General features: G+C 27.9%; 13 protein-coding genes and 2 tRNA genes. 14 read left to right on the forward strand and 1 reads right to left on the reverse strand.

From position 1 onward, the window contains the following. The first annotated feature begins 47 nt into the window (after nucleotides 1–47). The 7 genes from AC27L2_RS10995 (at nucleotide 48) to AC27L2_RS11025 (ending at nucleotide 6,523) form a co-directional block, all read left to right on the forward strand. Entirely contained in the window at nucleotides 48–1,613 is a 1,566-nt protein-coding gene (locus AC27L2_RS10995; protein WP_487211814.1) for an NAD(P)H-hydrate dehydratase, read from the forward strand. Then, entirely contained in the window at nucleotides 1,579–2,019 is a 441-nt protein-coding gene (locus AC27L2_RS11000) for a VanZ family protein (protein ID WP_487211815.1), read from the forward strand. The genes AC27L2_RS10995 and AC27L2_RS11000 overlap by 35 nt, the downstream gene beginning before the upstream one ends. Before the next feature lie 96 nt (nucleotides 2,020–2,115). Continuing rightward, entirely contained in the window at nucleotides 2,116–2,775 is a 660-nt protein-coding gene (locus AC27L2_RS11005; protein WP_487211816.1) for an energy transducer TonB, read from the forward strand. 116 nt (nucleotides 2,776–2,891) lie between these two features. After that, nucleotides 2,892–3,698 carry an ABC transporter ATP-binding protein gene (locus AC27L2_RS11010; RefSeq protein ID WP_487211817.1) on the forward strand — a complete coding sequence of 269 codons (807 nt, stop codon included), beginning with the start codon at nucleotides 2,892–2,894 and terminating at the stop codon, nucleotides 3,696–3,698. Further along, a complete protein-coding gene (locus tag AC27L2_RS11015; protein WP_487211818.1) occupies nucleotides 3,695–4,720 on the forward strand; it encodes a YdcF family protein in 1,026 nt (341 codons plus the stop codon). The genes AC27L2_RS11010 and AC27L2_RS11015 overlap by 4 nt, the downstream gene beginning before the upstream one ends. A gap of 53 nt (nucleotides 4,721–4,773) precedes the next feature. Beyond that, entirely contained in the window at nucleotides 4,774–5,256 is a 483-nt protein-coding gene (gene nusB / locus AC27L2_RS11020) for a transcription antitermination factor NusB (protein ID WP_487211819.1), read from the forward strand. Beyond that, the gene (locus tag AC27L2_RS11025) at nucleotides 5,219–6,523 is read left to right on the forward strand and encodes an MFS transporter (protein ID WP_487211820.1); all 1,305 of its coding nucleotides are present in this window, start codon (nucleotides 5,219–5,221) and stop codon (nucleotides 6,521–6,523) included. Before nusB ends, AC27L2_RS11025 begins: the two co-directional genes overlap by 38 nt. Here the strand turns inward: AC27L2_RS11025 and AC27L2_RS11030 are convergent. Beyond that, nucleotides 6,520–7,200 carry a M50 family metallopeptidase gene (locus AC27L2_RS11030; RefSeq protein WP_487211821.1) on the reverse strand — a complete coding sequence of 227 codons (681 nt, stop codon included), beginning with the start codon at nucleotides 7,198–7,200 and terminating at the stop codon, nucleotides 6,520–6,522. The two genes, AC27L2_RS11025 and AC27L2_RS11030, sit on opposite strands and share 4 nt — an antisense overlap. 77 nt (nucleotides 7,201–7,277) lie before the next feature. Between AC27L2_RS11030 and AC27L2_RS11035 the strand changes: the two genes are divergently transcribed. The 7 genes from AC27L2_RS11035 to AC27L2_RS11065 all read left to right on the forward strand — a co-directional run bounded on the left by AC27L2_RS11035 (nucleotide 7,278) and on the right by AC27L2_RS11065 (nucleotide 12,795). Then, nucleotides 7,278–7,350 (forward strand) — tRNA-Gly (locus AC27L2_RS11035). A gap of 149 nt (nucleotides 7,351–7,499) precedes the next feature. Next, a tRNA-Val gene (locus tag AC27L2_RS11040) sits at nucleotides 7,500–7,574 on the forward strand. 643 nt (nucleotides 7,575–8,217) lie between these two features. After that, nucleotides 8,218–8,880, forward strand: a complete 663-nt coding sequence (locus AC27L2_RS11045) for a carotenoid biosynthesis protein (protein WP_487211822.1) — start codon at nucleotides 8,218–8,220, stop codon at nucleotides 8,878–8,880. 50 nt (nucleotides 8,881–8,930) lie between these two features. After that, nucleotides 8,931–9,503 (forward strand): lysophospholipid acyltransferase family protein, encoded by a 573-nt coding sequence (locus tag AC27L2_RS11050; protein WP_487211823.1) that lies wholly within the window; start codon nucleotides 8,931–8,933, stop codon nucleotides 9,501–9,503. Beyond that, complete coding sequence (locus AC27L2_RS11055; protein WP_487211824.1) at nucleotides 9,504–10,613, forward strand: glycosyltransferase family 2 protein; 1,110 nt, start codon at nucleotides 9,504–9,506, stop codon at nucleotides 10,611–10,613. It abuts the gene before it with no gap. Beyond that, nucleotides 10,571–11,302 (forward strand): tetratricopeptide repeat protein, encoded by a 732-nt coding sequence (locus AC27L2_RS11060; RefSeq protein WP_487211825.1) that lies wholly within the window; start codon nucleotides 10,571–10,573, stop codon nucleotides 11,300–11,302. The genes AC27L2_RS11055 and AC27L2_RS11060 overlap by 43 nt, the downstream gene beginning before the upstream one ends. 8 nt (nucleotides 11,303–11,310) lie before the next feature. Next, nucleotides 11,311–12,795: a phytoene desaturase family protein gene (locus tag AC27L2_RS11065; protein WP_487211826.1), complete on the forward strand. Its 1,485-nt coding sequence runs from the start codon at nucleotides 11,311–11,313 to the stop codon at nucleotides 12,793–12,795. Nucleotides 12,796–12,799: the final 4 nt, after the last annotated feature.

Genomic DNA, 12,799 nt, shown 5'->3' on the forward strand with positions numbered 1-12,799 from the left:
CTTAAGTGATAGAAAAAATATAATTTAAAATAAAAATCAATTTAACCATGATTCCTTTATACACAACACAACAAGTTCGTGATGCAGATAGTTATGCAATAAATACTCTTGGCATTCCAAGTATTGTGTTGATGGAAAATGCTGCAAGAAGCATTTACTCAGCTTTAATCGAGTATGCAAATGATATTATAAAAAGTAAAACTGTTGGATTAATTTGTGGGAAAGGAAACAATGGTGGTGATGGTTTTGCTGTTGCACGCCACTTTGTTAATAATGGATTTAAAGTTATTGTGATTTCACTTGGAGCAGAAGAAGAATTAAAAGGAGATGCACTGATTAATTTCAGAATCATAAAAAATCTTTTTAATGAATATCCTGAATCAAAATTAATTGTTTATCAAAGCATTAAAGATTTATCTTTGCTTGATACTTGTGAAATAATAATTGATGCTATGCTTGGAACTGGAAGCAGAGGAGTTTTATCAGAACCATATAAAGAAATTGTAGAATATGTTAATAAGCTTGATGCATATCGCGTCGCTGTTGATTTGCCAACTGGGTTGGATTTAGAATCAGCATCTGGAGAAGTAATTTTTAATGCTGATTTAACAGTCACACTTTCTGAATTTAAAACTGGTTTATTCTACGGTAAAGGATATACTCATTGTGGCGAAATAGTAAAAGGTTCAATTGGAATTGGAGAAGAATACTACAAAAAATTAAATGTTTATGATTATTTGATTGAACCAGAGGATGCTTTTGCGGGTTTGCCTGTTAAAGATTTGAATATTCATAAATATTCAGCTGGAAAAGTTTTTGTAATAGCAGGTTCATCAAAATTGCCGGGAGCTTCCTTTTTCACAACAAATACTATTATGAAATCTGGTGCAGGTGCATGTTTTCTTGCTTTTCCAAATTCAATTAAAATTTTAGCTCAACAAAAAATTGAATCGGCAATAGTATTTTCTTATGATGATAGCAGTAAAGGATTTTTATCAGCAAATAACTTAAAAGAAATATCTGAAAAAATTGAATGGGCTGATGTGATTGCCATTGGTCCTGGACTTGGAAGAGAAGAAGAAACCCAAATTGCAGTTAGAGAAATTTTGCGTTTGTATAAGTCAAAAAAATTTGTTATCGATGCAGATGCAATCTTTGCATTACAAAATGAAGAATACAAAAAAGTAAATTTAAAAGGTAAAATCTTAACCCCTCATCATAAAGAATTTGCAGATTTAATTGGAATTGAAATCAAAGAATTAGAAAATAATATCTTAACAATTGGGAAAAATTTTGCTAAAGAGAATAACTGTTATCTTGTTTTGAAAGGAGCTCCAACAATAATATTTAATCCTCAAGGTGAAGCATTTATAAATTCAGCAGGAAATCCAGGACTTGCAAAATTTGGCTCAGGTGATGTTTTAACTGGGATTATTGCTTCTTTTCAAGCTCAATCAGAAGATATTGAAGAAAGCCTGATTAGTGCAGTTTATATTCACAGTCTTGCAGCAGATTTATTATTAAATGAAAAAAGTGAATTCGGATACACTTCAAATGATTTAATGGAAAAAATTCCTTATGCGATTAAATTTATTATCAATTCGTTTGTATAAAATCTTACAAAAAAATCCAAACTTATATGTGTATTTACCATTATGCATTTACTGGATTTTTTTATTTTTTCTTACAACAATTCCTCTTGATGCAGTGCCACAAATATTTTCATCTCAAGATAAAATTGAACATTTAATTGCATATTTAATTTTATCTTTCCTTCTTACTTTGAGTTTGCATTTTCAAAAAAAGTTAATCAAGATTTCAAAAAATTATTTAATGTTTACGATAATTTTATTGATACTTTATGCAACAATAGATGAACTTCATCAAATTTTTGTACCTGGTCGTTTTTGTGATTTGTATGATTGGAGTGCAGACATGATTGGCGGAGTTACAGGAATTTTTTTATCCAATTCATTTATTAAAATGAATGAAAATAAAAATGAAATTCAGGAAACTTAATTCCAAAAATGGTGTAAAATTTTTCGAATTAATTGACAATTCTTTCCCTATTTCTTAAGTTAGCCTTCGCAAAAATGGGGAAAAAGGAGGATTTAAGTGGCTTTAAGGAAAAACCCAAAAGTTGATTTGAGAAGAAAATACCAGAGAGTATTCGAAACATCAATGATTATTTCTCTGGCAATTATGATAGTTGCCTTTAAGTATTTTCCGCAATTTCAAAAGGAAAAAGTAAAAGTTGAGGCAGCTCAAGAATTAGTAAATGTTGAAGATGTAGTAAATACTAAACAGGAAAGTGCACCTCCTCCGCCACCAAAGCCCCCAATACCTATTGAAGCTCCTTCAGAAGACATACTTGAAGATGTAGAAATTGGGCAAACTGAATTAGATGTAAATGCTCAAGTTTCTGCACCTCCTCCACCACCAAAACAGGAAACAAAAGAAGAAGATGAAGAAGCTGTATTCTTTGTTGCTGTAGAAGAACAACCTGAACCAATTGGTGGTATCGAGGCAATTCAACAAAAAATTGTTTATCCAGAAATTGCTAAGCGTGCAGGAGTTCAGGGAAGAGTATTTATAAAAGCTTTCGTAAATGAAAACGGTGATGTTGTTAAAGCTGAAGTAATAAAAGGTATTGGTGCCGGCTGTGATGAAGCAGCTGTTCAAGCTGTTATGCAAACAAAATTTAAACCTGGCAGACAAAGAGGTAAACCTGTTAAAGTTCAGGTATCTATTCCTATAGTATTTAAGCTTCAATGATATAAAGGCGCTTTCTAAGCGCCTTTATTTTATCTGGTATTTTCTTCCAGTTAGTTTATAAATAAACCCATAAACTTTTTATCTTTAAGCTGTATAATTAAAATTTGGTTATTGATTTGCTTATTGAAATTGACAATCTGAAGTTTTCTTACAACTCGCCTAATAATCACAACTTTTGTCTTAACATCCAAAATTGGAAATTAAATGAAAGAAATTTTATAACTCTTCTTGGTCCAAATGGAAGTGGAAAATCTACTTTATTAAAAATCTTGATGAAAATTATAGATGATTACACAGGTAGCATAAGATTAAATGGAAAAGAACTAAGAACAATCTCCAGAAAAGATTATGCAAAACAGGTAGCTTATGTTCCACAGTCAATTAATACTTTGTTTCCTTACTCTGTTTATGAAATTGTAATGATGGGAAGAACTCCCTATCTCAATCTTCTTGGTTTTGAATCCAAAGAAGACAGGCGAATTGTTAATGAAGTTCTTGACCTTCTTGAAATAAGTCACTTGAAAAAAAAAGGAATTAATGAAATTTCTGGTGGTGAACTTCAAAGAGTAATAATCGCAAAAGCATTGGCTCAAAAACCTAAAATAATTTTACTTGATGAACCAAATGCTCATCTTGATATCGAACATCAGATTTCAATTTTTGATTTGCTTAATAAATTAAAAGAAGAACAAAATCTTACTATTCTTGCTGTTTCTCATGATTTGAATCTTGCAGGAATTTATTCTGATGAAATTTCATTTATGGTTGAAGGCAGAATTATTGTTAGCGGACCTAAACAATTGGTTTTTACAGAAGAAAATATTCAACATGTATTTAATGTTCATACAAAAATTTTTAAATCGAAAAACGAGAATATTTTTAATGTGCTTATAAATCCAAATTCAAGTGGTCTAATAAATTGAGCAAGAAAATTAACTCAATTAATTATTTTAATATTACTATCATTTTGACATTAATTCAATTTATCGGCTTATCATTTCTTAAATATTATTTGAATAATATTTCAATTTTATTTTATAGAATAGATTACATTGGAAATATTCTTAATATCATCTTCTCATTTATTTTATTGCTTGGGGTCGTTGTTCTTAAAATCAAACAAAAAAATTTTAATAGTGCTAGACATAAATTTTTAGTAACACTTCTGCTATTGTCTATTATTCTTCTTATCCTTGTTTTACTCTCGGTAAAAGTATTCACTTATGATGAAAATGCATATCTTTTTTCTTTTCAGATAAAAAAAGTTTATACTGGATTTTTCTTTATACTTAGCGAAGTGATTATTTTATATTCGATAAACTATGTTTGGGGACTTATATTTGCCTTTGATAAACTTTATGAATTGAGAACTTTAATTAGAACCTCTTTTATGGTTATTCTTTTGTTAATCTTTTCAACATTTTATGTATGGAATGTAAAAAGATTTAATGAAAATATTAAACCAGATGAACATTATGATTATGCTATGATTCCAGGAGCTGCAGTATGGAAAAAGGAAAAACCAAGTCCAATTTTTGAAGGCAGAATTCGCAAAGCATTTGAACTTTATCAGGAGAAAAAAATTGATAAAATAATATTAACAGGCAGTAATGCTCCAGGTGAAATTTCTGAAGCTGAAGCTGCATTTAAGTTACTCTTGAGATTGGGAGTTAATGATAATGATATGATTATCGAAAAGAAAACTTCAACTACAACAGAACAAATTAAATTTTTGAAAGATTTTGAAAAAAATCTAGGCAAAGAAAATATTATGCTAATTATATCAGACAGTTTCCATTTGCCAAGAATTCTTGAGATTAGTAAATTTTTTTATTTAAGTACTAATGCAGTTGCTTCTGACTATAAGTTATCATTTTCAAAAACAGTATTTTATCGTTTGCGTGAAAGTGTAGCTTTACTTTTATTCTGGTTATTTGCTATTTAGTTGTAAAGTTTATTTATCTTTAATATTATTCTAATAACAAATAGAACAATCTTATGGCAAAAAAATCGAACAGAAGATTATTACGAGAAAAAACTTTACAAGTTCTTTATGCTTATGAACTAAATGGGGAAGGTTTATCTGACCTTACTGAATTAGTTTTATCTGATTTGTCATCACAAACAGATATTGATTTTGCAAAACAATTAATTAATAAAACTATAGCAAATAGAAAATTGCTTGATGAAAAAATTCAGAGTAAAGTTGCTAATTGGGAAATGGATAGAATTGCTTTAATTGATAGAATATTATTAAGAATTGGTATAGCTGAATTATTGTATTTCCCTGACATTCCACCAAAAGTTACTATTAATGAAATTATAGAAATAGCAAAAGATTTTTCTACTTCGAACAGCAATAAATTTATTAATGGCATACTTGATGCAATTTACAACGACCTAAAAAATTCCGGCCAGTTAAACAAATCGGGCAGAGGACTTATTGAACAATCTTTACCAAAGAAATCTAAAGATTCTTAAAGAAAACGAAAAGTTCCGTGTTTTTGTTTGGTCACTTTTTGATTTTGCTAATACATCTTATTCAATCATTGTAGTTACATTTATTTATGCAGTTTATTTTAAGCAAACAGTTGCAGAAGCTAAGCCCATTGGAGATTTTTACTGGAGTTTAGGAACAAGCATTTCAATGTTAATTACTGCTGTTATCTCACCTGTGCTTGGAGCAATTGCAGATTATTCAGCTGGCAAAAAAAGATTTTTACTTTTCTTCACTCTCCTTTGTATAATTTCAACTTCGCTACTTTATTTTGTCAATAAGGGAGATATTCTTTCTGGATTAATTTTATTTATTTTGGCAAACATTGGATTTGAAGCTGGATTAGTATTTTATGATTCATTTCTTCCTGAAATAACAAAACCCAAAAATTATGGTCGTGTAAGTGGTTATGGCTTTGCAATGGGCTATCTTGGCTCGTTTACAACTCTTGCAATAATTTATCCCTTAATTCAAAAACAAATGATTAGAGAAATATTTCCACTTTCTGCTTTGATATTTTTAATCTTTGCAATTCCTTTATTTGTTTTTATTAAAGATTCGAGAAAAAAAGTAGAGAAGGAAAATTCATTTTTTAAGATTGGATTTGGCAGAGTAATTAACACTATTTCCAATCTTAAAAGTTATAAAAATCTTTCTTTGTTTTTATTATCCTTTTTCTTTTTTATTGAGGGAGTTAATACTGTAATTTATTTTTCAGGAAATTATGCAAGTTCTACATTGAAATTTTCTTTTCAAGAACTTATTGCATTTTTTATAATTGTTCAAACAACAGCAATATTAGGTTCATTAATTTTTGGTGTAATAGCGGATTCCTATGGAACGAAAAAATCATTGGTTATTTCACTTTTGATCTGGTTATTTACAATTTTGTTAGCATATCTTACAAGCTATAAAGAAAGTTTTTTGGTTATGATGATTTCGAAAAGTTTTTCTTTGGATTTAAATGCAATTATACATTCAAGTTTTTATTTGATTGGATTGCTTGCCGGAAGTGTTATGGGTGCCACACAATCTACAAGCAGAAGTTTGATGTCAAAGTTAACCCCATTCGATAAAAAAACTGAGTTTTTTGGTTTTTATTCTTTTTTCGGGAAAAGTTCTGCAATTGCTGGACCATTAGTATTTGGATTAATAAGTTATGTAACAGGCACACAAAAGTATGCAATACTTTCAATATGCTTTTTCTTTGTTGTTGGTTTGATAATCTTAACTTTTGTGAAAGATGATTAATAGAATTTACTTTTTCTTAAAGAGAAAGCAATTAAAAATATGATTCCAATAATAGAAAAAAGAATCCATAATAATCCCCAGAAAGAAGTAGAAAGACCAGTTTTTTCAGCAATGAATGAAGCATCACTTAAATAAGATGAATTATTAAATACATCTTCTTTAATATCATAAATCACATAAACGCAACTCATTAACCCAATGGCTCTAAAAATAATGTTTGAGATTGATGCAGATAAAAATTTGTTAATTACGATAATTAAGAATGCAATGAGAATGGATATAAAACTTAATAAAAGGTTACTAACTGTATTTACTGCAAATAAAAAAATTATTATTGAAATAATAGATATGATAAGAATTTTCAATTTAGGTTTATAAGTTGAATAAAATAAAATTGCTCCAAATAAAAAGCTGCCAGGATATCCGGCAAATGCAATTAACAATTGATTTCCATCTTCAGTAATACATTTACCGCCAAGATTTAAATCAATTTCAAGAGAAAGAATTTTACCACCAGTTATAATTGCTGTAATGCCATGACTGATTTCATGAAGCAAAACAACAAGGAGTTTAATTGGGAAAATAATAATAGAATCCCACACAACAAACGAAGCAATGATTAAAATAAATAATAATGCAACTTCGAAAATATTTTTTTTATAAGAGTTTATTTTCATAGATAAAAAAATTTTGAAATGGAAAATAAATAAAAGTCTTGAATAAGAATTAACTCATTGATATTTTTGTATTAGAAGCGGGCGTAACTCAGTTGGTAGAGTAGTAGCTTCCCAAGCTAAATGTCGCGGGTTCGAGTCCCGTCGCCCGCTCAAAAAATTTTTAGAAAAAATTTGAAACTTTGTCTTAAAAATTCTAAGTTTGGAGCGCAAAATTTAAGTTCTTTATAGTCTGTTAGAAATAAATTCGGTAAATATCTGATATTATTCAGAGCGCCATTTGAAAAGATGAAAAATTTTATGGGCGCTTAGCTCAGCTGGTTCAGAGCACCTGCCTTACAAGCAGGGGGTCGTAGGTTCGAATCCTTCAGCGCCCACAACTGTAAAGCCTTGTAAGACAATAACTTACAAGGCTTTTTTAGTTTACAAGCAGGGGGTCGTAGGTTCTTCCAAAGGAATCCATTAAGGAGAATCCTTCAGCGCCCACAACTGTAAAGCCTTGTAAACAATAATTTACAAGGCTTTTTTAGTTTACAAGCAGGGGGTTGTAGGTTCTTCCAAAGGAATCCATTAAGGAGAATCCTTCAGTGCCCACAACTGTAAAGCCTTGTAAAAGAATAATTTACAAGGCTTTTTTAGTTTAAAGGGAAATTGACTGAAGTATTTTATTTTGCCACGAATTCACGAATTAAAAACGAATATATTCGTGCATTAGTGGCAAAAAATAGTTTTTTAATTATATCTCCGATATAAAATAGTTGAGAAATAAGCGTATCTGAAGCGTATCTGAAGCGTATGTGAAGCGTATGTGAGACGAATTTATGACGAATCTAAGATGAGTTTATGATGGATTTCAAAAGAGTTATTAAAAAATTTGTTTTATCTATATTTTTATGAAATATTTTCATCATAGTAATAGGAATAAAGTGCTTAAAAATATTAAAGCCTAAAAGAACATTATATTATTTTTTTATGTTCTTATAAAAAGTAATATTATTCCAATCAATTTTATCATTTATTATGAAATTATTAAATGACTTGTTAAGAAAAATTATTAAGAATTATAAGTTCTTTAGCTTATTTATTTTCATATTTTATGCAGTGGGTTTTGCAGGATTTATTATTCCCGTTACAACTCCGCTTTTTCAAGAATTAATTCCCTATTCGATAATTTTAAGTTTTTTAGTCATATTAATATTCGACAATGAGAAAAATTATAAAGTAAAATATTTGGCTTTTTTAGTTATATTTTTTTTCTCTTTTGTGATAGAAGCAATTGGTGTTAATTATAAATTTATATTTGGAGATTATACTTATGGAGAATCGCTGGGAATAAAAATTTTTTCTACTCCATTAATTATAGGAATTAATTGGTTATTTATTACATACTTATCATCTTCAATTTTTGAAAATATTAAGATAAATGTCGTTTGGAAAATATTTCTAAGTTCTATTACAATGGTTATTTATGATTTAGTTTTGGAGGGAGCTGCTCCAAAATTAAATATGTGGTATTGGGAAAATAATTCTGTCCCATTAAAAAATTACATTGCATGGTTTATTCTTGCATTTGTTTTCAATACAATCATCAAACTTTTTAATATTAGTACAAAAAATAAAATTGCTCCAATTCTTTTATTAACTCAATTTGTTTTCTTTTCATTACTTAATATGTATTTATGATTATTAAGGCAAAACATAATTTTCTTATTTATAACTTTTTCAAGTTTTATTTGAAATTTATTATAAAAAAATATTTCTCTGGAGTAAATGTTTATGGCAGCTATATAGAAAAAAATTTGCCAATACTGATTATTGCAAATCATATAAGCTGGTGGGATGGTTTTTGGGTAATGTATCTTAATATGAAAATTTTTAAAAGAAAATTTTACTTTATGATGCTAGAAGAACAACTTAAAAAGTATTGGTATTTTAAATACTGTGGTGGATATTCTATTAAAAAAAATTCAAAGTCAATTATTGAGTCTCTTAAGTACTCTATTGAGATTCTCTCTAACCCTAAAAACTTATTAATGTTATTTCCTCAAGGCAAAATTGAGTCACAACATAAACACATCATTGAATTTGAAAAAGGAGTAGAAAAAATTATTAAACAACTTAAAAGTCCTGTACAAATAATTTTTGAGGTTAATTTAGTTGATTATTATTCAAACAAAAAGCCAACATTAAACATTTATTTTCAAGAAGTTTTTATTGAAGATTTATTTAATTTATCAATTAAAAGTATCTCGGAAAAATATAATAGTTTTTTCCAAAACTGTATTGATAAACAAATTAAAATTTAGATGGAAGTATTAGCTTCACTTATAATAGTATTTGCTTTTATTCAATTTGCAATTTCATTAATTAATCTAGTTTTTCAACAAAAATTACTTAAAAATATTGAAAAGGATAGTCCTCTGGTTTCAATATTAATTCCAGCGCGGAATGAAGAAAAAAATATTGAAAAGACTATCATTTCACTGCAAAAACAAAATTATAGAAATATTGAAATCATAATTTTCAATGACCAGTCTATTGATAGAACAGCAGAGATTGTTGAAAAATTAGCTAAAGACGATAATAGAATAATGTTAATAAACTCAGATAATCTAAGTAATGGCTGGCTGGGGAAAAATTATGCCTGTCACATGCTTTCTACCTATGCGAGAGGAAAATTTTTGCTTTTTATGGATGCTGATGTAAGGATTAACGGCAATCTTTTAATAAAAATAATTTCTTTTGTAAAAAGATACAATCTTGGTATGGTTTCAATATTCCCTAAACAGATTTTAATAACATTTTGGGAAAAAATTTCTGTTCCAAATATGAATTTTATTCTTCTTACACTTTTGCCATTAATACTTGTAAGAATTTCAAAATTTGTATCTCTTTCTGCAGCAAATGGTCAGTTTATATTTTTTGATAGTGATGTATATAGAAATACATTACCGCATGAAAAATTTAAAATGAGTATGGTTGAAGATATTGAAATAGCAAGATATTATAAAAAATTAGGTATACGCATTGCTTGTCTAACAAGTAATGGTGAAGTTACATGTAGGATGTATTCAAATTTGCGCGAAGCAATAAATGGATTTTCAAAAAATATTTTAACAATATTTGGTAATTCAGAAATTTTAGCAATTACATTCTGGTTAATTACAACATTTGGTTTCTTAGTAGAAGTTCTTTTTATGCCCATTTATTTTTTTATGATTTATTTAATTATAATCTTATTAACAAGAATTTTCGTATCAATTACAAGTAAGCAAAATGTAATATTAAATATGTTACTTATTATTCCACAACAAATAGTATTAGGATTAATTATTTATAAAGCTTTGTTAAATAAGTACAGGAAATCATGGGAATGGAAAGGAAGAAAAATATCCTACTTTTTATTATACTTATAATAAATGTCAGTGTACATGCATCAAATAAATATGATATATATAAAGCTTACATAGGTAATTCCATGAATACATGGAAGATTGTTATAGATTCGATGATTGAAAACAAAAACTTAACAAAAGATGAAGTATTAGAACTGATAAATTATTGTTATGGATATATAGGTTGGTTAATTCATAATGATAATAAAAGCGATGCAGAAAAATATATTATTATTTCTGAAAAGTACCTTAATTTACTTGAGAAAGAAAGATATAAGCTTTCATGGGTTTATGCTTATAAGTCAGCATTAATTGGTTTTAAAATTGGATTAAATATATTAAGAGCCCCATTTATAGGTCCTAAAAGTATTCAATACGCAAAACAGTCATTGGATATAGATAGTTTAAATTATCTTGCATATATACAATTGGGCAATGCAGAATATTACATGCCTAAAATTTTTGGTGGTTCAAAAGATAAGGCTCTTAAATATTATCTTAAAGCACAAGAAATTATGGAATCAAAACCTGAAAATTTAGAAAACGATTGGAATTATTTGAATCTGCTAGTCTACATTGGTAAAATTTATTTGGAACTTGGGAACTACACAAAATCAAAATTTTATTTTGATAAAATTCTGAAAATTGAACCAAACTTTCATTGGGTCAAAAATGAACTTTATCCTAAATTATTTAATAAATTCAATTGAGGAGAATAATGGGAAGAAATATTTTAATTGTAGGTTCAGGGATAGGAGGTTTGTCTCTGGCATTACGACTTGCAAAAAGAGGTCATAGAATTAAAATTCTTGAAAAACATAATAAAGCAGGAGGAAGATTAAATCAGATTTCTAAAGATGGTTTTACATTTGATACTGGTCCAAGCTTTTTTAGTATGTCTTATGAATTTGAGCAATTTGCAAGAGAATGTAATATCAAATTACCTTTCAAGTATAAAGAACTTGAGCCTTTATATACGGTAAACTTTGCAGGTGACTCAAAAACTTATTTATTATACAAAGATTTAAAAAAATTAGCTGAACAATTTAAAGATATTGAACCGGACTTTGAATTAAAAATGAGAAATTATTTAATGAAATGTCAAAAAGTTTTTGATGATACAGTTGATGTAGTAATAAAAAATAATTTTGATAGCTTGTTAGATTACTTTTTATCACTTATTAAAGTCAATCCAATTCATTTACCATTATTGATGAGAAGTTTCTGGCAACAAGTAAGCAAAAATTTTTCGTCAAAGGAAGCACGACAAATAATTTCTCTTGTAGCTTTTTTTCTTGGAAGAACACCCTTTGATACTATGGCTGTTTATACATTATTATCTTATACAGAATTTATGCATGATGGCTATTACAATGTAGAAGGAGGTATGTATAAAATTGTCGAAGGTTTATTATCAGAATTAAAGAAAGAAAATGTAGAAATTTTCTATGATACTGAAATTATAGATTATGAATCATCTGATCGAAGATTAATTTCTTTAATTGATAAAAATCATAATAGATGGCAAGCAGATGTTTTTGCAATAAATGCTGATGCATTAGTCTTTAGAAGTAAAGTTCTTAAAAGACCACGCTATACAGAACAAAACTTAGATAAAATGGAATGGACAATGGGTTATCTTACTTTTTATATTGGATTAAAAACAAAGTTACCTCGAGTACATCATCATAATTATTTCCTTGGTACAAATTACGAAGAATTTACAAATAAGGTTATTACGGATATCAGTACATTAGAAAAACCATATTATTATGTTAATGTAGTTTCAAAATACAATGAAAATTGTGCACCAGAAGGCTGCGAAAGTCTCTTTTTTGTTTGTCCTGTACCAAATTTAATTTATAAGAAGAATTGGGATGACAAAGAAAAAATTGTAGAAAGTATAATTAATGATTTTTCAAAACGTATTGGTATAAATATAAAAGAAGATATAGTCCTTAAAATTATTTTTACGCCCGAAGATTGGCAAAATAAATTCAACCTTTATAAAGGTAGCGGCTTAGGCTTAGCTCACACTTTCAATCAAATAGGATATTTTAGACCAAAGAACTTTGATGAGGAATTTAAAAATTTATTCTATGTTGGAGCTTCGACTGTACCTGGAGCTGGATTGCCTATGGGAATAATAAGTTCAAAATTGGCTTATGAAAGAATTGAAAGATATTTGAATAATTATATGTAGATAT

Source organism: Rosettibacter sp. KY25, assembly GCF_057554405.1.

Excerpts from the sequence above, each read along its gene's own strand:
- AC27L2_RS10995 (WP_487211814.1), top strand. The coding sequence starts at position 48 with ATGATTCCTTTATACACAACACAACAAGTTCGTGATGCAGATAGTTAT.
- AC27L2_RS11000 (WP_487211815.1), top strand. The coding sequence starts at position 1,579 with ATGCGATTAAATTTATTATCAATTCGTTTGTATAAAATCTTACAAAAA.
- nusB (WP_487211819.1), top strand. The coding sequence starts at position 4,774 with ATGGCAAAAAAATCGAACAGAAGATTATTACGAGAAAAAACTTTACAA.
- AC27L2_RS11030 (WP_487211821.1), bottom strand. The coding sequence starts at position 7,200 with ATGAAAATAAACTCTTATAAAAAAAATATTTTCGAAGTTGCATTATTA.
- AC27L2_RS11045 (WP_487211822.1), top strand. The coding sequence starts at position 8,218 with ATGAAATTATTAAATGACTTGTTAAGAAAAATTATTAAGAATTATAAG.
- AC27L2_RS11055 (WP_487211824.1), top strand. The coding sequence starts at position 9,504 with ATGGAAGTATTAGCTTCACTTATAATAGTATTTGCTTTTATTCAATTT.
- AC27L2_RS11060 (WP_487211825.1), top strand. The coding sequence starts at position 10,571 with ATGGAAAGGAAGAAAAATATCCTACTTTTTATTATACTTATAATAAAT.
- AC27L2_RS11065 (WP_487211826.1), top strand. The coding sequence starts at position 11,311 with ATGGGAAGAAATATTTTAATTGTAGGTTCAGGGATAGGAGGTTTGTCT.